This is a genomic window from Paraburkholderia sp. EG286A (genome assembly GCF_040965375.1).
In the GTDB taxonomy this organism is placed as follows: Bacteria; Pseudomonadota; Gammaproteobacteria; order Burkholderiales; family Burkholderiaceae; genus Paraburkholderia.
Genome location: NZ_JBFRCB010000003.1, coordinates 1,236,902 through 1,258,943 on the forward strand (window position 1 = coordinate 1,236,902; position 22,042 = coordinate 1,258,943).

The following is a 22,042-nucleotide window of genomic DNA, read 5'->3' on the forward strand; positions in this document are numbered from 1 at the left end:
CGCAGCCGCGAACGCCCGGCCGCGGCGCCGGGCTTAACCCGTCCATGCGAGCCCGGGCGCTTCCTCGTAGGTTGCGCTCGCGCGCAACAGTGCCGCGGCCTCGTCGCCGGGTAGCGGCGGCGCGAAGAAGTAGCCTTGCAGCTCGTCGCACGCGCGCTCGCGCAGGAAGGCGAACTGCGCCGAAGTCTCCACCCCTTCCGCGATCACCTGCAACTGCAGCTCGTGCGCCAGCGCGATGATGGCCGCCGTGATCGTTTCGTCGTCGCTGCTCGTGCCGATGTCGGCCACGAACGAGCGGTCGATCTTGAGCCGGTCCACCGGCAGACGCTTCAGGTAGCTCAGGCTCGAATAGCCGGTGCCGAAGTCGTCGATGGCGATGCCGATGCCCAGCGCGTGCAGCTCGTTCAACATCGACACGGCCTCTTCGGCATTGCGCATGAGCGTGCTCTCGGTCAGCTCGATCTCGAGCCAGCAGGCTTCGAGGCCGGTTTCCTGCAGCACGTCCTTCACGAGTTGCGCAATGTCGCGCTGGTGGAACGTCTTCGCCGAGAAGTTCACGGACACGCGCACGGGCGGCAGCCCCGCGAGCTGCCACGCGCGATTCTGCCGGCAGGCCTCGCGCAGCACCCAGTCGGAAAGCGGGCCGATCAGGCCGCTCTCCTCGGCCACGGGAATGAACTGCGCAGGCGAGACGAGCCCAACCTCCGGATCGCGCCAGCGCACCAGCGCCTCCATGCCGATGATGCGCCCGCCCTCGATCTCCACCTGCGGCTGGTAGTGCAACAGGAACTCGCTGTCGCGCAGCGCGCGGCGCAGGCGCCGCTCGAGATTCAAACGCGCGCCCACATTCGCGTTCATTTCGGGCTCGAAGAACTGGAACGTGTTGCGGCCCATGTCCTTCGCGCGGTACATCGCGACGTCGGCCTTCTTCATGAGCGTTTCGGCGTCGTTGCCGTCCTGCGGGTAGACGCTCGCGCCCATGCTGCAGCCCACATACAGCTCGGTGCCGTCGATCCACACGGGCTCCGAGATCAGCGAGCGCGCCCGCTCCATCCAGCCGATCAGCGACTTCTCGTCGATGGTGTCGGTGAGCACGATCACGAACTCGTCGCCGCCGTGGCGCGCGACCGTGTCGGTCGTGCGCGTGCAGCGCTGCAGCCGCTCGGCCACCACGCCCAGCAGCCGGTCGCCCACGCTGTGGCCGAGGCTGTCGTTGACGTTCTTGAAGCCGTCGAGGTCGATGAACACCACGGCCACGCCCGTGTCGTGCCGCTGCGCCGCGAGCAGGGCGTGCTGGAGACGGTCGCGCAGCAGGTTGCGGTTGGGCAGCAGCGTGAGGCTGTCGTAGTTCGCCTGGTATTCGAGCTGCTCCTGGTAGCGGATCAGCTCGGTCACGTCGTTGATGATGCCGATGTGATGCGTGATGCGGCCATCGAGATCGGGCACCGGCGCGATCAGCAGCTGGTTCCAGAAGAGCGCGCCGTCCTTGCGGTAGTTGCGCAGCACCGCGCTCACCTCGCGATTGGACAGCAGCGCCTTGCGCACCGCGATGAGGCCGTCCTGATCGCGGTCGTCGCGCTGCAGGAGGCGGCAGTCCTGGCCGATCACCTCGGCCGGATCGAAGCCCGTGATGCGGCGAAACGCCGGATTCGCGTACTCGATCAGATTGCTGCCGCCCGGGCCCGGCGCGGTGATCAGAATGGCGTTCACGCACGCGTCGAGCGCGCGGCTTTGCAGGCGCAGCGCGAGGTCGGCGCGCTTGCTTTCGGTGGTGTCCGAGTACGAGCCGAGCACGCCGATCACGCGGCCGTCGCCGTCGAGCAGCGGCAGCTTGCTCGTGAGCGTCGTGCGGTGCAGGCCGTCGATCGTATGGTTGTCTTCATAGTTGATGCGCGGCAGCCCCGACTCGATCACCTCGCGGTCCTGTTCGCGCATGCCGTCGGCGTAGGCGCGCCACGGCAGGTCGTCGTCGGACTTGCCGATGATCTGCTCGGGATACGCGAGCCCCGCGTCGCGCGCAAAGGTCATGTTGCAGCCGAGATAGCGCGACTGCGCGTCCTTCCAGAAGATGCGCTGCGGGATGTTGTCGATCACCGACTCGAGCATCTGGTTCGAGCGCTGCGCCTCCGCTTCGGCCTTGATCTGCTCGGTCACGTCGTCGGCGAGCACGAACACGGCATCGCGGCCGAGGAAGGTGAGCGAGTGATGCGAGATGTCGGCGCTGATGATCGAGCCGTCGCGGCGCCGATGGTGCCAGATGCCGGCCATCATGCGCACGTTCTGCGTGAGCGTGTCCGAGCGCGTGAGGTGTTGCTCGAGCCGCGAAACGTCTTCGGCGGGACGGATATCGCGGATCGTCATGGTGAGGAACTCTTCCTCGCTGTAGCCGTACTGCTGGATCGCGGCGGCGTTCACGGCGAGAAAGCGCAGCGTTTCGCGGTCGAACACGTACATCGGCACCGGATGCGCGTCGAACAGGCCCTGAAAGCGCTCGCTGCGCAGGCGCATGCCGCTCACGGCGCGCAGCTTCTCGCGGGCGGCGCTCTCGCGCGCGCCGAACGTGCAGATGAGGAGCGTCCCACCCGCGAGCATCGTCACGATCAGCAGCAACAGCGCGCGGCCGCCCGAGCGCGCCGAGTCGGCGAGCGCGGCGGCGAGCGCCAGGTCCTCGGCGCGTTGCAGCGACGCGATCTGCCCGTCGAGCTGATCCACGAGGTTGTCGAAGCGGATGTATTCGCCGGCGAGCCACGCGGCCGTGGCGGGCGACGGCGTTGCCGGGTCGGGCGCAGCGGTCGCCGTGATGGGGTTCTGGGCGCCGTTGGTGACAGCCGGTGCCACCGTCAGGGTATCCAGCGTCACGGCGCTCGCCGCCTCATCCGCTGCGGCGTGCAACGGCAGGATCGTGCCGGTCACGACATGACCGGCCATGCGCGCGTCTGCGGTGCTCCCGGGTTGAGCCGTCTTCGCGGCGCCGGCGTTGCGGGCGAGCGCCTCGCGGCCCCCCCACGGCGCCGCGGGCGAGCGCGCGGCATTCGCGGGCATGGCCGTGCCGAATTCCTGGCTGGCCGCGCCATCAGCCGGTACCGCCTGCGCTGCCACGGTCCCGCTCGCCCCCGCCGCTACGGCCGCCTGCCCGCGCTCGTCGGTAACGCGTTGCTCGGCGCGCGCAAGCGTCACGTCGATCTCGTTCGCAATCGTGGCGCCCTGCCCCGCCAGCGCCTCGAAACGGGCCGCGAGGTCGGCGTTGCCGGCCAGCTCAGTGCGCAGGGCGCGGGCGGTTTCGTCGAGCATGGCGGTGCGCGCGTCGTGCGCGGCGGCTGACTCCGGCTGGCCCTGCACGGCGAAACGGCCCAGCGCGCTCACGCCGCTGCCAAGCGCATCGCGATAGCGGTCGAGGTCGTGACGGATCGTCGCCGCCTGGCTCGCGCGCTGGTCGATCTCGCGCTGACCGTCGATCTGCGTCCAGGCGACAAAAGCGTTCGCGCCAACGGCCGCCGCGACGACGGCCAGATTGATGAGTTGGCGCTTCGAAAAAAGAAGGTTCATGAATGCCGAGCGTCGTTCGCGCCCGCGCCGTGAGCGCGGGATGATGGGTCACGACTGCGCGCGACCGGTCGGCGCCTGACGCGCCAACCCGAAATAACGGCAGGGCCGGCCGGGTCTTGAGGGTCAAGGTGGAGAAAGAAGCGGAAAACGACCCGCGGCGGCGCGAGGCTGCCGCGGTCAGCGGGAATCGGGTAGGGATCGACGATGAATCGTGACGGGCAGGCGCGGCGGGAATCAGCGGGTGAGCATCACCGCGGCACCGCCAGCCCGAACTCGTGCATCGCCGGCGCGAAGTCGTGATTGCTCTCGGGCTTGCGCGCGAGCTTCGCGAGCACGTAGCGCTGGAACGGGTCGAGCTGCGCCCAGTCCTCGAGGCCGGGCGCCTGCAGGCTGGCAAGCTCGGACTGCAGCGCAATGCCGCCGGGCACCGCATTCACGTCGCGCCAGGCCGGCGCTTCTTCGGGCGCGAACCATTCGGGTTCGACGTTCGCGTGCGTGCGCATCATCTCGAAGAGCGCGTGGTCGAAATTGGGCTCGATCTGCGTGTCCTCGTCCACGGGGAAACACGCCAGCAGCCGGCGGTCCTCGTAAGGCAGCAGTTGCCATTGCGCGAGCGAAATGCGCAGACCAAAGCGATCCAGGTTGAAGCGCACGCACATCGGGATAAAGGTGAGGTTTTCCGACGAGTCGACCTCGAACCGGAAAAGCAGCGGAGCTTCGTTCAATGCCATGACGGTATCCTCGCGAGGCGGGCATAAGCGCGGGCGGCCCGCTTGAGGTATTTTAGAACCTTCCGCGCGCGGCGCGGCCCCGCTGTCCCCCGGCGGTGCTGCGGTACCGCGCCGCACAAGGACTGATGGAGTTTTGCGCTTGCCCCTCTCAACTCGCACCCCAACCCGCACGCCAATGAGCACCGCAGACCGGCCGCAGATCTCGACGACGAATCCGCCGACGCATCCCCTCGAAACCGACGGCCAGCCTGGCGCCATCGAATTGCGCGTGCATCGGCACCGCGGCGGCGCCGTGGAAACGCGCAAGGACCACGTGGGCCAGGAATGGCCCGTCGCGCTGGTTTTCAACGGCATCTCGCATGCGGTCATGATGTGCACGCCGCGCGACCTCGAAGCGTTCGCCGTGGGCTTCGCGATCTCCGAAGGCATCGTCGGGCGCAACGCCGATATTCAGGACATCGAGGTGTACTGGCACGAGGATGCGGACCTGCCGCATGCCGAAGTCCACTTGACCGTGGTGCAGCAGGCGTTCGTCGAGCTCAAGGAAAAGCGCCGCGCGCTCGCCGGGCGCAGCGGCTGCGGCGTGTGCGGCATCGAGAGCATCGACCTGCTCGATCTCGAACCCGAGCAGGTGCCCGATACGGGCTTCATTGCGCGCCTGGCGCCCGACGCCATCGCGCGCGCCGCACGCGAGTTGCCGCAACACCAGGCGCTCACGAAGCTCACGGGCGGCCTGCACGCGGCCGCGTGGTGCGACGAACACGGCGCGATCCTGCGCGCCTTCGAGGACGTGGGCCGCCACAACGCGCTCGACAAACTCATCGGCCAGCTCGTGATGGAGCGCGCCGACTCGCAGCAGGGCTTCGTCTTCCTCTCGAGCCGCGCGAGCTACGAACTGGTGCGCAAGGCCGCGCGCGTGGGCATTCCGATGGTCGCGACGATCTCGGCGCCCTCCTCGCTTGCCATCGCCATCGCAAAGCGCGCCGGACTGCGGCTCGTGAGCTTTTGCCGCGAGTCCGGGTACGTCGATTACGAAACGGCCTGAAGCGCCGTTAGCGCTCAATCGAACTGCCGGAAATCCGGCTTGCGCTTTTCGAGGAACGCCGTGAACGCCTCGCGCGCTTCGGGCGCGAGCAGCATCTTGCCGAAGTGCACGAACTCTTCGCTCATACGCGTCTTGATCTCGTGCGTGTCCGCGCGCTTCATGAGCGACTTCGTCACGCGCAGCGACGACGCGGGCAGCGCCACGAGCTTCGCCAGTTGCGCGCTAACGAACGCGTCGAGTTCGGCCGTCGGCAGCACGCGGTTCACGAAGCCCATGCGATGCGCTTCCGCCGCGTCGAAGGTCTCGCCGAGCAGCAGCTTTTCCGCCGCGCCCTGGTGGCCCGCGATGCGCGGCAGCAGCAGCGACGAAGCCGCTTCGGGACACAGCCCGAGTTGCGAGAACGGCACGGCGAAACGCGCGTTGTCGGCCGCATAGACCATGTCGCAATGCAGCAGCAGCGTCGTGCCCACGCCGATCGCCGGCCCTTTCACGGCGGCGACGAGCGGTTTCTCGAACGCCGCGATGGCGTCGAGAAAGCGGATCACGGGCGAATCGGCGCCCGCGGGCGGCCCCTTCAAGAAGTCTTCGATGTCATTGCCGGCCGTGAAGATCTCGGCGTGGCCGCGCAGCAGCGCCGCGCGTACCGAGGCGTCCTTGTTCGCGCCGTTGAGCGTGTCGGCCATCGCCTGATACATCGCGGGCGTGAGCGCGTTCTTGCGTGCAGGCCGGTCGATGGTGATCGTGAGCACACCGTTTTCGTGTGCTACCAGGATTTCGTTGCTCATAAACCTGTCTCCTCGTATCCCAATCGTGATACGAAAAACGGCCCGCAGACCGCGAAGTCTGCGAACCGTGTCGATAACGCCAATGCGTCAGTCGGATGTACGCTTACAGCCGCTCGATGATGCCCGCCGCACCCATGCCGGTGCCGACGCACATCGTCACCATGCCGTACTTGTAGTTGCGGCGGCGCAGGCCGTGCACGACCGTCGAGGCGCGGATTGCGCCCGTCGCGCCGAGCGGGTGGCCCAGAGCGATCGCGCCGCCAAGCGGGTTGATCTTCGAAGGATCGAGGCCGAGGTCCTGGATCACCGCCAGCGACTGCGCGGCGAACGCCTCGTTGAGTTCGATCCAGTCGAGATCGTCCTGCTTCAGGCCCGCGGCCTTGAGCGCCGCCGGAATCGCTTCCTTCGGACCGATGCCCATGATCTCCGGCGGCACGCCGCGCACCGCGAAGCTCACGAAACGCGCGAGCGGCGTGAGATTGAACTGCTTGAGGATCTTCTCGGAGACGACGATCAGCGCGCCCGCGCCGTCCGAAGTCTGCGAGCTGTTGCCGGCCGTGACCGAGCCCTTGTTCGCGAACACCGCGCGCAGCTTCGCGAGGCCTTCGAGCGTCGTATCGGCGCGCGGGCCTTCGTCGAGCTCGATCAGGCGCTTCTTCACCTTCACTTCGCCCGTGGCGAGATCGGGCGTGCGCTCGATGATCGTGTACGGCGAGATCTCGTCCTTGAATTCGCCGGCCTGCTGAGCGGCGAGCGCGCGGCGGTGCGATTCGACCGAGAACGCGTCCTGCGCCTCGCGGCTCACTTTCCAGCGCTCCGCCACTTTCTCGGCCGTGAGGCCCATGCCGTAGGCGATGCCGATGTCTTCGTTACGATCGAAGATGTGCGGCGAGAGCGACGGCTTGTTGCCCATCATCGGCACCATGCTCATCGACTCGCAGCCGCCTGCGATCATCGCGTCGGACTCGCCCACGCGGATGCGGTCCGCGGCCATCGCGAGCGCCGTGAGGCCCGATGCGCAGAAGCGGTTGACGGTCACGCCGCCCACGCTCTGCGGCAGCCCCGCGAGCAGCGCGCCGATACGCGCCACGTTCAGGCCCTGCTCGGCTTCCGGAATCGCGCAGCCGACGATGGCGTCTTCGATCACGCTCGTGTCGAGGCCCGGCACCTGCGCCACAGCCGACTTGATCGCGTGAACCAGCAGCTCGTCCGGGCGGGTGTTCCTGAACACGCCGCGCGGCGCCTTGCCGATGGGCGTGCGGCTCGCGGCGACGATGTATGCGTCCTGCAACTGTTTGCTCATCTCTTACTCCAGTATCTGGTGTGCGTCGTGCCGCTTAGTTGCGCACCGGCTTGCCGGTTTGCAGCATGCCCATGATGCGTTCCTGCGTCTTCTGCGTGCCGAGCAAATCGACGAAGGCGCGGCGCTCGAGCTTGAGCAGCCATTCTTCGTCGACGAGACTGCCCGCCTCGACGTCGCCGCCGCACACCGCTTCCGCGATACGGCTCGCGATCAGGAAATCGTGGTCGCTGATGAAGCGGCCGTCGCGCATGTTCACGAGCGATGCCTTGATGGTCGAGATCGCCGAGCGGCCCGCCACCGGAATCTGCGTGGCGCGCAGCGGCGGACGGTAGCCCGCGGCGGAGAGTGCGCGCGCTTCCTTCTTCGCCGTGTCGAGCAGTTCGAACACGTTGAAGACGATCGTGTCCGAAGGCTTCAGGTAGCCCATTGCGCGGGCTTCGTGCGCCGAGGCCGAAACCTTCGCCATCGCCGCGTTTTCGAACGACTTCTGCAGGAACCGGAGCAGATCGCTCGGTGCCGCGCCGATCGCCTGCGCGGCTTCGGCTGCGCGAATCGCCGCTTCCTTCAGGCCGCCGCCAGCGGGCACGAGACCCACGCCCACTTCCACGAGGCCGACATAGCTCTCGACGTGCGCGACGCGCTTCGCGCTTTGCAGCATGATTTCGCAGCCGCCGCCGAGCGCGATGCCCGACACCGCCGTGATCACCGGCACGTTCGCGTACTTCACGCGCAGCATCGTGTCCTGGAACTTCTTCACAAACGGCTCGATGCCCTTCGCCCCGCCCATCATGAACGCGGGCATCGCCTCTTCGAGGTTCGCGCCGGCCGAGAACGGGCCACCCGGCGCGCCGAGCTTGAGCGACGTCGGTTGCCAGATCACGAGGCCCTTGTAGCCGTCTTCCGCGATGTCGATGGCCTTCACGAGGGCGTCGAGCAGGGCCGGGCCCATCGTGTTCATCTTGCTCTTGTACGAGACGATGACGACGTCGTCCTCGCCCGCGCGGTCGTCCACCCAGGCGCGCAGGTTGTCGTTCTCGAACAGCGTCTTGCCCCAGGTCTTCGGATCGCGTGCGCTCGTTTCACCGAACAGCGCCGCGCGGAACACCTGGCGCTCGTACACCGGCAGATTCGAGCGCGGCACGAAGCGCGCTTCGGCGGGCGACCACGAGCCCTCCGCACCGTGCACGCCACCGTTCGCCGCGACCGGGCCTTCGAACACCCAGGCGGGCAGCGCTGCATTCGACAGCGCCTTGCCAGCGTCGATGTCTTCCTTCACCCACTCGGCGACCTGCTTCCAGCCCGCGGCCTGCCAGCCTTCGAACGGACCTTCGTTCCAGCCGAAGCCCCAGCGGATCGCGAGATCGACGTCGCGCGCGTTGTCCGCGATCGACTGCAGATGCACGCCGATGTAGTGGAACACGTCGCGGAAGATCGACCACAGGAACTGCGCCTGCGGATGCTGCGTTTCGCGCAGCAGCTTCAGACGCTCGGCGGGCGGACGCTTGAGGATGCGGCCCACCAGCTCGTCGGCCTTGCCGCCGCCGTCGACGTACTCGCCCGTGTTGGCGTCGAGCACCTTGATGGCCTTGCCTTCCTTGCGATAGAAACCGCCGCCCGTCTTCTGGCCGAGCGCGCCCTTCGCCACGAGACCCGCGAGCACGGCCGGCGTCTCGTAGACCGGGAAGAACGGATCGTCCTTCAGGTTGTCCTGCATTGTCTTGATGACGTGCGCCATCGTGTCGAGACCTACGACGTCGGCCGTGCGGAACGTCGCCGACTTCGCGCGGCCAAGGCGCGCACCCGTGAGGTCATCGACTTCGTCGAAACGCAGGCCGAACTTCTTCGCCTCGGCGATCACCGCGAGGATCGAGAACACGCCCACGCGGTTCGCGATGAAGTTCGGCGTGTCCTTCGCGCGCACCACGCCCTTGCCCACCACGCTCGTGAGGAACGATTCGAGCTGGTCGAGGATTTCGGGCTTCGTCTGCGTCGTCGGGATCAGCTCGACGAGGTGCATGTAGCGCGGCGGGTTGAAGAAGTGCACGCCGCAGAAGCGTGCCTTCAACGCATCGTCGAAGCCATGCGAGAGTTCGGTGATCGACAGGCCCGAGGTGTTGGTCGCGAAAATCGCGTTCGGGCCGAGGTGCGGCGCGACCTTCTTGTAGAGGTCGTGCTTCCAGTCCATGCGCTCGGCGATCGCCTCGATCACCACGTCGCATTCCGCGAGCTTCGCGATGTCGTCTTCGTAGTTCGCGGGCGTGATGTATTGCGCGTCGTCCTTCACGCCGAACGGCGCGGGCGAGAGCTTCTTGAGCGTCTCGATCGCCTTCAGCGCGATCGCGTTCTTCGGGCCTTCTTTCGCGGGCAGATCGAACAGCAGCACGGGCACGCGGGCGTTGATCAGGTGCGCGGCGATCTGCGCGCCCATCACGCCGGCGCCGAGCACGGCCACCTTGCGAATATTGAGGTTGCTCACGTTGTTCCTCCAGCGGGTATGCAATGTCGAGCGGATTGAGGTGTGAGGGCGGCGCGCATCGACGTGGGCCGCCTCTGGACATCGTGTTGACTGGGCGCGCGCCTTCGAAAAGCGCGCGCCCGTTGGCTCTTAGAACAGCGCTTCGTCGACTTCCATCAGCGTCTTCGAACCCGCGCGCGCCTGGCGGATCGACGTGGCCGTTTCGGGCAGCAGCTTCGCGAAGTAGAAACGCGCCGTGGCCAGCTTCGACTTGTAGAACGGATCGCCCGAGCTTTCCTTGTCGAGCGCGATGCGCGCCATACGCGCCCAGAAGTACGCGAACACGAGATGGCCCGCCGTGCGCAGGTACGGCACCGCGGCCGCGCCCACTTCGTCCGGGTTCTGCATCGCCTTCATGCCGATTTCCATCGTGAGCTTCTGCATCTTGTCGCCGATGTCGGCGAGCGGATTCACGAACTCCTGCATTTCCGGCTTGATGCCTTCGGCTTCGACGAAATCCGTCACGAGCTTGCCGAACTTCTTGAGCTTCGCGCCCATGTCGCCCAGCACCTTGCGGCCCAGCAGGTCGAGCGACTGGATCGTATTGGTGCCTTCGTAGATCTGGTTGATACGCGCGTCGCGCACGTACTGCTCCATGCCCCACTCGGCGATGAAGCCGTGGCCGCCGAACACCTGCATGCCGAGGTTGGTGCTCTCGAACGCGTTGTCGGTAAGGAAGGCCTTGATGATCGGCGTGAGCAGCGCGACGAGGTCGGCCGCTTCCTTGCGCTCGCCTTCGTCGCCGTGCGAGAGCTCCTTGTCGATCTGCAGCGCCGACCAGTACGTGAAGGCGCGCGCACCTTCGGCCCAGGCCTTCTGCGTGAGCAGCATGCGACGCACGTCCGGATGCACGATGATCGGGTCGGCGGCCTTCTCGGGCGCCTTCGGGCCGGTCAGCGCGCGCATCTGCAAGCGCTCCTTCGCGTACACGAGCGAGTTCTGGTACGCGACTTCGGTGAGGCCGAGGCCTTGCATGCCGACGCCCAGGCGCGCCGCGTTCATCATCACGAACATGGCGTTCAAGCCCTTGTTCGGCTCACCCACGAGCCAGCCCTTTGCGCCATCGAGATTCATCACGCAGGTCGCGTTGCCGTGAATGCCCATCTTGTGCTCGATCGAGCCGCACTTGATGCCATTGCGCTCGCCCACTTCGCCGGCTGCCGTGGGGATGAACTTCGGCACGACGAACAGCGAGATGCCCTTGGTTCCCGGCGGCGCATCAGGCAGACGCGCGAGCACGAGGTGGATGATGTTCTCGGCCATGTCGTGCTCACCGCTCGAGATGAAGATCTTCGTGCCGGTGATCGCGTACGAGCCGTCGCCGTTCGGCTCGGCCTTGGTGCGCAGGATGCCGAGGTCGGTGCCGCAGTGCGGCTCGGTCAGGCACATCGTGCCGGTCCACACGCCTTCGACGAGCTTCGGCAGATAGGCCTTCTGGAGTTCGGGCGTGCCGTGCGCATGCAGACACTCGTAGGCGCCATGCGAGAGACCCGGGTACATGGTCCACGCCTGGTTCGCCGAGTTCAGCATTTCGTAGAGCGCGTTGTTCACGAACGCCGGCAGGCCCTGGCCGCCGTAGTCGGGATCGCAGCCGAGCGCGGGCCAGCCGGCTTCGACGTATTGCCTGTACGCTTCCTTGAAACCAGCAGGCGTGGTGACGACGCCGTCGCCGGCGTAGGTGCAGCCTTCACGGTCGCCGACCTGGTTCAGCGGAAACAGCACCTCGGAGCAGAATTTGCCGGCTTCTTCGAGCACCTGGTTGATGGTGTCGGCGTCGAGGTCGGCGTGCTTCGGCATCTGCTTCACTTCGCCTTCCACGTTCAGCAGTTCGTGCAGAACGAACTGCATGTCGCGCAGCGGCGCGGTGTACTGTCCCATGTCTTCTCTCCAAAATTTGAGCTTCGGGTCCCTCGCGCGCCGCCGCGACTTCGATGTTGCGGCCTGGGCGCTACTGGGTCTCGCTCTGATACGAAACAATCAGCTTCTCGAACGCGGCCCACGTATGCTCGACCGCGTCCGGCAGATGCAGGAAGCGGCCGTCATGATGCAGGCCGAGCGTCACGCTATACAGTTCGAAGAGCATCAGCGCGGGATCGGTCTCCTTGCGCAAATGGCCTTCTTCGATTGCCTGCGAAATGGCCCTCAGGAGCGCCGCACGCCACATCGACACGCTGGCGACCAGCGTCTCGCGCACCTGGCTGTCCGCGCGGTCGTCGTACTCGACGGCGCCGCTGATGTAGATGCAGCCGGTCGTGACTTCGTGAATGCGCTTCTCGAACCATCGCGACAGCATCGCACGCAGACGCGGCAAACCACGTGGCTCGCGCAAACTCGGAAAGAAGACTTCTTCCTCGAATCGACGGTGGTACTCGCGCACCACCTCGACCTGCAGGTCTTCCCGAGACCCGAAGTGAGCGAAGACGCCACTCTTGCTCATCTGCATGCGCTCGGCGAGCAGGCCGATGGTCAGGCCTTCAAGGCCATCGCGACCTGCGAGGTCGAGTGCTGCATCCAGAATGGCGGCTCGTGTCTGTTCGCCTTTTCGCATAGCTTTCTTTACCGTAACGATGTGGCCGCGATGTCGCTGTCAACTGCTCATTAACTGCTTACATCTCGGCCTGAATTAAATCGAACGGCCGTACTATTGTTGAGGACAGCCGTCCGCGAAACAAGGACTTTATTAGAAACCGATTTCTAACCGGTACTCTAATTTTCGGGGTTCGTGCGCCGTGCGCAAGCCGACATTCTCTCGATTGCACATGCGCGGATTCGTATGGCAGCGTTCTCTTTCTAGTCGTAGCCGCCCACGGTGATGAGTTTCATGAGCGCACGATAGAACGCCCACGCGAGCCAGTTCACGGCGCGCACGTGCCACGGCCGCGCCTCGTAACGCGCGCGGTCGATCTGCGCGGCGTCGCCGAACGCGGCGAGGATCTCGCCGCGCAGCTGTTCGATCTGCGGATGCTGCACGAGCAGCACGTTGGCCTCGTTGTTGAGCACGAGGCTGAGCGCATCGAGGTTCGAGGAACCCACGGTGCCCCAACTCGAGTCGACGACGGCCACCTTGCCGTGGAGCATCGTTTTCTCGTACTCAGCAATCTGCACGCCCGCGCTCAGGAGCTGGTGATAGAGGAACGGCACCCCGTAGTCGAGCACCTTGAATTCCTTTCGTCCGACCAGAAGCTTGACCGCCACGCCGCGCTCCGCGGCGCTCACGAGCGCGCGACGCAGCCGCCGGCCCGGCATGAAGTACGGATTGGCGAGCAGCACTTCCTTGCGCGCCTCGCCGATGGCGTCGAGATAAGCCTTTTCGATCGCGCGCCGGTTCACCACGTTGTCGCGCGCGACGAACGCCACGCAGGGCACCTGCGCCGCGCGCGGATCGCGTACGCTCGCGCGCAGGCGCTCGCGCAGACGCGTGAAGAAGCGTTTCGCGCGCGACGAGCGCACCGTGGGCGCAAGCGCGCGCAGCGCGTCGTCGACGATCTGCGTGGGGCGCCCCACCGTGTGGCCGGTGGGATGCGGCGACATGAAGCCCGCGCTCGCGGGCACGCCGGGTGAGACCTGCTGGGGCAGCGGCGGCCGGTAGCCGAGCCGGATACGCCGCCACTGCTGTTCGATCGCGAGCCGCACGTCCACGACCACGGGGCCAGACAGCTCGACGGCGAAATCCCAGCGCGCATACGGCAGCCGGTGGCCGTCCTGCTCGAAATCGTCGATCACGTTGATGCCGCCGCAAAAGGCAAACTGGTCGTCGATCACGGCGAGCTTGCGGTGCGTGCGCGAAAAGCCGAAGCGCCCGAAGATGTGCGGGTTGTAGACGCGGTGCTCCACCCCCGCGCCCAGCCAGGTCTCGAACAGCGCGATGCGCGGCGAGCCGATGCCGTCGGTGATGACGCGCACGCGCACGCCGCGCGCCGCCGCGCGCATGAGCGCGTCGGAGAGCGCGCGGCCGATGTCGTCGTCGCAGAAGATATAGGTTTCGAGCGCGACGTCGCGCTCGGCGGCGTCGATGCGTTCGATCATCGCGCCGAACAGACCGGCGCTCGAGCCGAACAGGCGCACGTCGTTGCCGCTCGTGAAGCGATAGCGCGAACGATAGCGCCGGCCAAGCAGCGCCTCGCGCAGCCTCACCACGCGCTGCGATTCAATGCCGGGATCGGTACTGGTTTCGCTCATGTTGCGCTCACCCGCGTCCTTCACGTAGCCGCATGGGCAGTTGCAGAATGGCCTCGCGGTTCGACCACGAGAAGCACTTCGCCGCCGCCTGCTCGTAGGGCAGCCACACATACGCCGTATGCTCGCGCGGCGCGAGCGTGACGACTGTGCCCGTGGGCACTTCCAGGCTGAACCAGTGCTCGGTGTTGCGCGTGACGCCGGGCGCATAGCGATGGCGCCACACGGGATAGATTTCGTACTCGATCTCGTGGTGCCAGTCGAGCAGCGCCGCCTGCGGAACCTCCACCGCACCGACGGCAATACCCGTCTCCTCGCCCACCTCGCGCACGGCGGTTTCGGCGAACGGCTCGTCGAGGCGATCTTTCGAGCCGGTGACCGACTGCCAGAAACCCGGCCGGTCGGCGCGTTCGATGATCAGGACCTCCAGTTGCGGCGTATGGATGACGACGAGTACGGATTCCGGAATCTTCGGCGGCTTCTGCATGGTGATGGAGCGTGGGGAGGAACGCGCGCTGCGCGCTTGCGGCGCGTCTAAAGGTAATTTAACGCAAAAAGCAAAAAAGGCGCACGATGCGCCTTTTTTGTTGTTGCGATGCAAAAGCCCTGACGGGCCTTCGCAGCCGGAATGCGGCTTACTGCGCCGTCTTCTGCTCGGGCTGACGCAGACGGATGTGCAGTTCGCGCAGCTGGCGCTCGTCCACCGGGCTCGGCGCCTGCGTGAGCAGATCCTGCGCGCGTTGCGTCTTCGGGAACGCGATCACGTCGCGAATCGAATCGGCGCCGGCCATCATCGTGACGATGCGGTCCAGGCCGAACGCGATACCGCCATGCGGCGGCGCGCCGTATTGCAGCGCGTCGAGCAGGAAGCCGAACTTCGCGCGTGCTTCTTCCGCATTGATCTTGAGCGCGCGGAACACCTTGCTCTGCACGTCTTCCTGATAGATACGCACCGAGCCGCCGCCGATTTCCCAGCCGTTCAGCACCATGTCGTAAGCCTTGGCGAGGCAGCGGCCCGGATCCGTTTCGAGGTATTCCAGGTGCTCGTCCTTCGGGCTCGTGAACGGGTGGTGCGCGGCCACGTAGCGGTTTTCTTCCTCGTCGTACTCGAACATCGGGAAGTCGATCACCCACAGCGGCTTCCAGCCCTTCTCGACGAGGCCGTTGGCACGGCCGAACTCCGAGTGGCCGATCTTCAGGCGCAGTGCGCCGAGGCTGTCGTTCACGACCTTCGCGCGGTCTGCCGCGAAGAAGATGATGTCGCCGTCCTGCGCGCCGGTGCGCTCGAGGATCGCGGCGATCGCGGCGTCGTGCAGGTTCTTGACGATCGGGCTTTGCAGACCGTCACGGCCCTTCGCGGCTTCGTTGACCTTGATCCACGCGAGACCCTTCGCGCCGTAAATGCGCACGAATTCCGTGTAGCCGTCGATGTCGCCACGCGACAGCTCGCCGCCCTTCGGCACGCGCAGCGCCGCGACGCGGCCGTCCTTCGTGTTGGCCGGTGCGCTGAACACCTTGAAGTCGACGTCCTTCATGGCGTCGGTCAGCTCGGTGAATTCGAGCTTCACGCGCAGGTCCGGCTTGTCCGAACCGAAGCGGCTCATGGCTTCCGCGTACGGCATGATCGGGAACTTCGCGTCGAGCTCGACATCGATCGTTTCCTTGAACACGTGACGCGCCATGTCTTCGAACAGGTCGCGGATTTCCTGCTCGCCGAGGAACGACGTTTCGCAGTCGATCTGCGTGAATTCGGGCTGACGGTCGGCGCGCAGGTCTTCGTCGCGGAAGCACTTGACGATCTGGTAGTAGCGATCGAAGTTCGCCACCATCAGGAGCTGCTTGAAGAGCTGCGGCGACTGCGGCAGCGCGAAGAACTGGCCTGCGTTCACGCGCGACGGCACGAGGTAGTCGCGCGCGCCTTCCGGCGTGCTCTTCGTGAGCATCGGCGTTTCGATGTCGATGAAGCCGAGCGCGTCGAGATACTTGCGCACGGCCATCGTCACGCGGTAGCGCAGACGCAGGTTGTGCTGCATCTGCGGACGGCGCAGGTCGAGCACGCGATGCGTGAGGCGCGTGGTTTCCGAGAGGTTGTCGTCGTCGAGCTGGAACGGCGGCGTGACCGACGCGTTGAGCACCACGATTTCGTGGCACAGCACTTCGATCTTGCCGCTCGTGAGGTTCGCGTTGACCGTGCCTTCCGGACGATTGCGAACGAGACCCTTGACCTGCACGCAGAACTCATTGCGCACGCCTTCGGCGATCTTGAACATTTCCGCGCGGTCCGGATCGCAGACGACCTGAACGAGGCCTTCGCGGTCGCGCAGGTCGATGAAGATGACGCCGCCATGGTCGCGGCGGCGCTGCACCCATCCGCACAGCGAAACAGTTTGGCCCAGCAGCTGTTCGGTCACCAGACCGCAGTATTCAGATCTCATCGACATGATGTTCGTCTTTCGTTATGCATGAATGAACGGGAGCGGCGCGCGGCAGCGCGTCGTCCGGTATTAAAGCGGAGGATCGATGGGGCGGCGTGGTGAGGTTGCCGGCGCGACCACGCCCATCGAAACAATATACTTGAGCGCGGCGTCGACGGTCATGTCCAGCTCGACCACCTCGCTCTTTGGCACCATCAGGAAAAAGCCCGACGTCGGATTCGGCGTAGTCGGGACATAGACGCTCACGTGATCTTCCTGCAGGTGGTTGACCACGTCGCCGCCGGGAATGCCGGTGAGAAACGCGATCGTCCACGAACCCTTGCGCGGGTATTCGATCAGGAGCGCTTTGCGAAATGCATTGCCGTTGCTCGAAAGCAGTGTATCGGAAACCTGCTGGATGCTGCCGTACAGCGGTCCGATGATCGGAATGCGGCGCACCAGCGCGTTCCACCACTCCACCAGCTTCTGCCCGATGAAGTTATGCGTGAGCAGACCGACCCCGAAGATGAACGCGAGCGTGAGCACCGCGCCGAGTCCCGGCAGGCGCACGCCGAACATGCGCTCCGGCCGCCACGATTCGGGCAGCAGCAGCAGCGTCTGATCCATCGTGCCGATCACGAGGTTCAGCACCCACAGCGTGATGGCCAGCGGCACCAGCACCAGCAGGCCGGTCAGGAATACCGATTTGAACGTCGCTTTCTTGATCGTCATGTACACCGCCATGCGGGCCGCGCGCGGCAAACGGGCTGCCGGCGCGGCTTCGGCGCAGCGCGGGTCCCCGGGAATGCAGGGATCGCGCCGCAGGTTTTTCAGGTCGAGGCTGCCGGGCTGGGCGTGCTCGCTGGGCTGCTCGCGGCGGGCGCGGCTGCACCCGCATCGCTGGAAGCGCTCGCGGCGGCCTCGCCGGCCGGCTTGCTGCCCTCCGCCGACGCGTTTTCGCCAGTCGCCTGCGCGCCAGTCGCCGCCGCGCTCTTGCCGCCGTTGCCGCCGCGGAAATCGGTGACGTACCAGCCCGAACCCTTCAGCTGGAAGCCCGCTGCGGTGACCTGCTTGCGAAAGGTATCCGCGCCGCAGCTCGGGCACTGCGTCAGGGGCGCATCGCTCATCTTTTGGAGCACGTCCTTGTCGAAGCCGCACGACTCGCAGCGATAAGCGTAGATCGGCATGATCTCTATCCTGATGAAATTCTGATAATTGCTTGCAAAGCCTTGAATTATAGCCGCAAACCAGGATCGCCCCTGGCATTTACCGGGGTGGGGTGTCCTGCAGGGAGGTCGGCGGGTTGCGGCTGCCTCGATACAGATGAGGGCAGGTTGCGCGCACATCAAGAGCGCGCGCGGCCAGGCAAGGCGGCGAGCGCACGGCGTGAGCGCGGCGGAACGCTCAAACGGGCGACGGCGCGACGTCGTTGCGGCGCCACACGAGCCAGCGCTCGCGCCCGACGAACACGGGCAGCGAGTCGGCCACGGGCTGATCGTCGGCCAGCGTGAAGTACGGCGTAAGCAAGGCGTCGAGTTCGTCGCGCGCGATCGCGAACGGCGGCCCCTTGGGCGTCTCGCCGATGAAGAAGTAGCCCGCGAGCAACGCGCCGGGCGGCAACAGCTGGGCCATGCGGGCGGCGTAGCTCGCTCGCTGCGCCATGGGCAGCGCGCACAGGAACGCGCGCTCGAACGCCCAGGCCGGCGTGAACGGCGGCGTGTAGGCGTAGAAGTCCGCCTCTTCGACGACACCCGCGTACGGCCCCAGCGCCGTGCGCGCGCTCGCGACCGCGGCCGGCGCGAAGTCGATGGCGCGCACCGTGCGGCCGCGCTCGGCGAGCCAGCGGGCCTCCCAGGCGTTGCCGCAGCCCGGAATCAGCACCGCGGCCTCGGGGTGCGCCGTGGCGAAGGCTTCGAACTGGCGCTGCACGCCCGCCTGATCCCACGGCGTGAAGCCGCGCGCAAAGCGCTCGTCCCAGAACGAGGGCGACGCCGGGTCGCGGGTTTCGAACTCGGGCACGTCGCCCGGTTGCGTCGGCAGGGTCGGGTCGCTCATCGTCTCACTCCTTGTTCTCGTGGTCCGTCAGCCGCCGTAGGCGAACGCGAGCCACACGCGCGCCGCCACCATGCCCACGCCCACGGCCACGCCGAACACGAGCAGGCCCTGCAGCAGGCGGTTGGTGCGGCGTTGCTCGGCGAGCATCGCGCGGATCGTCTCGTCGTTCGCGAAGCCGCCCGGCTCCTGGCGGTGCAGCAGCACCTGGTGCACGAGGCGCGGCAATTGCGGCAGCGTCTTGCTCCATTGCGGCGCTTCGATCTTGAAGCGCTCGTACCAGCCGCGCAGGCCGATCTGCTCGGTCATCCAGCGCTCGAGATACGGCTTCGCCGTCTTCCAGAGATCGAGCTCCGGATCGAGCGAGCGCCCGAGACCCTCGACGTTGAGCATGGTCTTTTGCAGCAGCACGAGCTGCGGCTGGATTTCCACGTTGAAGCGCCGCGAGGTCTGGAACAGGCGCAGCAGCACCTGGCCCAGCGAAATGTCCTTCAACGCCCGGTCGAAATACGGTTCGCACACGGCGCGAATCGCGCTTTCCAGCTCTTCCACGCGCGTATTGGGCGGCACCCATCCCGATTCGATATGCAGCGTCGCGACGCGGTGATAGTCGCGCTTGAAGAACGCGAGAAAGTTCTGCGCGAGGTAGTTCTTGTCGAAGTCCGACAGCGCGCCGACGATGCCGAAATCGAGCGCGATATAGCGGCCGAAATGCGCGGGATCGAGACTCACCTGAATGTTGCCGGGGTGCATGTCGGCGTGAAAGAAGCCGTCGCGGAACACCTGCGTGAAGAAGATCTCCACGCCCTCGCGCGCGAGCTTCGGAATGTCCACGCCCGCCGCCCGCAGCTTGTCCACCTGGCTGATCGGCACGCCGACCATGCGCTCCATCACGAGCACGTTGGCCGTGCTGAATTCCCAGTACATTTCCGGCACGAGCAGCAAATCGAGGCCCGCGAAATTGCGGCGCAACTGGCTGCCGTTGGCGGCCTCGCGCATGAGGTCGAGCTCGTCGTGCAGGTACTTGTCGAATTCGGCCACCACTTCGCGCGGCTTCAGGCGCTTGCCGTCGGCCCACAGCCGCTCGGCCCACACGGCGATATCGCGCAGCAGCGCGAGGTCGGAGTCGATCACCGGACGCATGTTCGGCCGCAGCACCTTGATGGCCACCGGCTTGCCCGCGTGCTGGCCCGACTTCACCTTGGCGAAGTGCACCTGCGCAATCGACGCGCTCGCCACCGGCACGCGTTCGAACTCGTCGAAGATCGTGTCGACCGGTGCACCCAGCGACTTCTCGATCAGGCCGATCGCCACGTTCGAATCGAACGGCGGCACCTGGTCCTGCAGCTTTGCCAGTTCGTTGGCGATATCGGGCGGCAGCAGGTCGCGGCGCGTGGACAGCACCTGGCCGAATTTCACGAAGATCGGGCCGAGGCTTTCCAGCGCGAGACGCAGACGCAAGCCGGGCGGATCGTCGAAGCGACGGCCGATCGTGGTGATGCGCAGGAGCAGCGCGACACGCCGGTCGTTGATCCGGCTCAACATCATCTCGTCCAGGCCGAAGCGGATGACGGTGAAGAAAATCTTGAGGAAACGCAGAAAACGCATGTCTGGGGGGCCTGTTGACTAGCGCGAACCGCGCGGCGCAGCGCTTTGGCTCCCGCCGCCGGCCGGTGATTTTTGTTCGAGCCGCTCGATGCGCTTTTCCACGCGCGCCAGCGCATCGCGTGCGCGCGACAGCTCCTCGTTGAAGCCGTCGAGCTCGGCGCGCCGCACGAGCTGCGGATTTTCGTCGAGCAGATATTCCGTGACCGAGCCGAGCACGTTGCGCCCGGTGCGCAGGGCCTGCTCGCTTGCGGCGCGCGCGAGCGTGGCGATGCGTGAAGCCGGCGCGTCGCCGATCAGCTTCGCGAGGTCCTCTTCGGGCTCCCAGCGCAGATGCTCGGCGAGCTTGCCGATGACCTGCGCAAACTCGGCATCGCCCTCGATCTTCACGTGCTTCATCACGGCCGCCTGGCCGCCCTGCATGAACGACGAGAGCGCGCCCGCGGGCAGCGACAGCGTCACATCGACGTCGCCTGCATCATGGTCCTCGACCGCGCCCAGATAGCCGTCCGGCTGCACGAGCAGCGTGAGCACGACGGGCGGACAGGTGAGGCGAGCCGTCTTGCCGGCATAGGGGGCGAGACGCTCGCGTGCCCACGTTTCGCGGGCGAGCAGGTGGTTGACGGCAGCAGCGAAGGGCTTGGCGGCAAGAGTCATCGGCATGGAATAAGAAAACCCGCTCGGGCACAAGCCCGGGCGGGTTCCTATTGTAACGTTCGAGCCACAGTATCGCGCCGCCGCCCTGCCCTGTCTCATGCGGCGCGGCGCCCGGAAGGCGCCGCACGCCGATCTGGATCAAGTCACGAGCCGCGCGGCCCGGGTGCCGGCTCAGTGAGATTCGACCTGCTGGATGCCCGCGAGCAGCCAGCCTTCGCCCGACGTGCGCGACTTCGAGAGATTCCACACCTCGACGAACGGCGCGGCCGGCTCGCCCATGGCTTCGCGAATCAGGCCGGAGAAACGCACGCTCGCCAGGTATTCGCTGCCGCGGTCCTCAACGCCGAGCAGGTCCGCGTTGAGCTGCACGACGTCGGTTTGGTTGGGCTGCGCGCCGCGGCCCGCGAGATCGACGCGAATTTCGGCGAACATCTCGGGCGTCGTGAATTCGCGGATGTCGTCCATGTTGCCGGCGTCCCACGCGGCCTGCAGGCGCACGAAGTAGACCTTGGCATTGCGCACGAAGGCTTCGGTGTCGAAGCCGGCCGGAATCGATGCAGCTGCCGGCGTATCGATGTTCGGCGTGCTGACCGGATTGGCTTCAGGCGCGAGGTACTGCCCCGTGGGCGGTGCGGTGTAGCGCGGCTCCTGCGGCTGATACCCGCCCGACGACGGGTTCATGCTGTTCGACGAGTACCCGCCCTGGTACGCGGGTTCCGTGGCACGGCGGCGGCTCATGAACTTGCGGATCAGCCAGACGGCGATAAAGGCGATGATCGCGATCACGATCATGTTGGCCATCATGCCGGCAAACGCCTCGCCAAGACCGAAGTGCGAAAGCAGCGCGGCGATGCCGAGACCGGCCGCGAGGCCCGCGATCGGTCCGAGCCAGCGATTGCGCGCCGGTGCGGCCGCAGGCGTGGGAGCCGGCGTGCCGGGAGCGCGCTGGGCTCCGGCCTGCTGCGCGGGATTCGTGGGGGTGGGCTGGGCCGGCGGCGGCGTGGTGCTGCGCTGCGTAGCCGTGGACGACTGCTTGCCGAAACTGCGGCCGCCACCCATGCGGCGAGCCTCTGCATCGAACGATGCGAGGCTGCCGGCAATCATCACGCCGGCAAGGGCCAGGACGCCGATTCGTCTGGCCCATGACGATGAAAGCTTTTTGGAAGCAACGTTGCAGGGCTCAGACATGGCGGAAATTCCTTTAAAGACAGTG

The 22,042-nt window shown here is 66.3% G+C and carries 16 protein-coding genes and 1 pseudogene; 1 reads left to right on the forward strand and 16 read right to left on the reverse strand.

Going from position 1 to position 22,042, the window contains the following annotated elements:
* Positions 1-33: 33 nt before the first annotated feature.
* Positions 34-3,546 carry an EAL domain-containing protein gene (locus AB4Y35_RS18430; RefSeq protein WP_368705346.1) on the reverse strand — a complete coding sequence of 1,171 codons (3,513 nt, stop codon included), beginning with the start codon at positions 3,544-3,546 and terminating at the stop codon, positions 34-36.
* Positions 3,547-3,794: 248 nt separating this feature from the next.
* A complete protein-coding gene (locus AB4Y35_RS18435) occupies positions 3,795-4,277 on the reverse strand; it encodes a nitrate reductase associated protein (protein ID WP_342921235.1) in 483 nt (160 codons plus the stop codon).
* Positions 4,278-4,452: 175 nt separating this feature from the next.
* Between AB4Y35_RS18435 and fdhD the strand changes: the two genes are divergently transcribed.
* Complete coding sequence (fdhD, locus tag AB4Y35_RS18440) at positions 4,453-5,322, forward strand: formate dehydrogenase accessory sulfurtransferase FdhD (RefSeq protein ID WP_368705347.1); 870 nt, start codon at positions 4,453-4,455, stop codon at positions 5,320-5,322.
* Positions 5,323-5,336: 14 nt separating this feature from the next.
* Here the strand turns inward: fdhD and AB4Y35_RS18445 are convergent, their stop codons facing one another.
* The 14 genes and pseudogenes from AB4Y35_RS18445 to AB4Y35_RS18510 all read right to left on the reverse strand — a co-directional run bounded on the left by AB4Y35_RS18445 (position 5,337) and on the right by AB4Y35_RS18510 (position 22,017).
* The gene (locus tag AB4Y35_RS18445; RefSeq protein ID WP_368705348.1) at positions 5,337-6,107 is read right to left on the reverse strand and encodes an enoyl-CoA hydratase; all 771 of its coding nucleotides are present in this window, start codon (positions 6,105-6,107) and stop codon (positions 5,337-5,339) included.
* Between the two features lie 103 nt (positions 6,108-6,210).
* Positions 6,211-7,410, reverse strand: a complete 1,200-nt coding sequence (locus AB4Y35_RS18450; RefSeq protein ID WP_368705349.1) for an acetyl-CoA C-acyltransferase — start codon at positions 7,408-7,410, stop codon at positions 6,211-6,213.
* A 34-nt stretch (positions 7,411-7,444) separates the two neighbouring features.
* Entirely contained in the window at positions 7,445-9,886 is a 2,442-nt protein-coding gene (locus tag AB4Y35_RS18455) for a 3-hydroxyacyl-CoA dehydrogenase/enoyl-CoA hydratase family protein (protein ID WP_368705350.1), read from the reverse strand.
* 129 nt (positions 9,887-10,015) lie between these two features.
* A complete protein-coding gene (locus AB4Y35_RS18460; RefSeq protein WP_368705351.1) occupies positions 10,016-11,803 on the reverse strand; it encodes an acyl-CoA dehydrogenase C-terminal domain-containing protein in 1,788 nt (595 codons plus the stop codon).
* 70 nt (positions 11,804-11,873) lie between these two features.
* Entirely contained in the window at positions 11,874-12,473 is a 600-nt protein-coding gene (locus tag AB4Y35_RS18465; protein WP_028206015.1) for a TetR/AcrR family transcriptional regulator, read from the reverse strand.
* A 242-nt stretch (positions 12,474-12,715) separates the two neighbouring features.
* A pseudogene (clsB, locus tag AB4Y35_RS18470) lies at positions 12,716-14,008 on the reverse strand (cardiolipin synthase ClsB); the annotation flags it as partial.
* Positions 14,009-14,111: 103 nt separating this feature from the next.
* Entirely contained in the window at positions 14,112-14,588 is a 477-nt protein-coding gene (nudB, locus tag AB4Y35_RS18475) for a dihydroneopterin triphosphate diphosphatase (RefSeq protein WP_368687541.1), read from the reverse strand.
* Positions 14,589-14,736: 148 nt separating this feature from the next.
* Complete coding sequence (gene aspS / locus AB4Y35_RS18480; RefSeq protein WP_069262905.1) at positions 14,737-16,542, reverse strand: aspartate--tRNA ligase; 1,806 nt, start codon at positions 16,540-16,542, stop codon at positions 14,737-14,739.
* Positions 16,543-16,605: 63 nt separating this feature from the next.
* The gene (locus AB4Y35_RS18485; RefSeq protein ID WP_042266455.1) at positions 16,606-17,247 is read right to left on the reverse strand and encodes a DUF502 domain-containing protein; all 642 of its coding nucleotides are present in this window, start codon (positions 17,245-17,247) and stop codon (positions 16,606-16,608) included.
* Between the two features lie 98 nt (positions 17,248-17,345).
* Positions 17,346-17,702 carry an FmdB family zinc ribbon protein gene (locus AB4Y35_RS18490; protein WP_368705352.1) on the reverse strand — a complete coding sequence of 119 codons (357 nt, stop codon included), beginning with the start codon at positions 17,700-17,702 and terminating at the stop codon, positions 17,346-17,348.
* Positions 17,703-17,919: 217 nt separating this feature from the next.
* Positions 17,920-18,570, reverse strand: a complete 651-nt coding sequence (locus AB4Y35_RS18495) for a methyltransferase domain-containing protein (RefSeq protein ID WP_368705353.1) — start codon at positions 18,568-18,570, stop codon at positions 17,920-17,922.
* Positions 18,571-18,597: 27 nt separating this feature from the next.
* Entirely contained in the window at positions 18,598-20,175 is a 1,578-nt protein-coding gene (gene ubiB / locus AB4Y35_RS18500; protein ID WP_368687537.1) for a ubiquinone biosynthesis regulatory protein kinase UbiB, read from the reverse strand.
* Positions 20,176-20,193: 18 nt separating this feature from the next.
* Positions 20,194-20,829, reverse strand: a complete 636-nt coding sequence (locus tag AB4Y35_RS18505) for an SCP2 domain-containing protein (protein WP_368687755.1) — start codon at positions 20,827-20,829, stop codon at positions 20,194-20,196.
* A 171-nt stretch (positions 20,830-21,000) separates the two neighbouring features.
* The gene (locus tag AB4Y35_RS18510; protein ID WP_368705354.1) at positions 21,001-22,017 is read right to left on the reverse strand and encodes a Tim44 domain-containing protein; all 1,017 of its coding nucleotides are present in this window, start codon (positions 22,015-22,017) and stop codon (positions 21,001-21,003) included.
* Positions 22,018-22,042 lie beyond the last annotated feature (25 nt).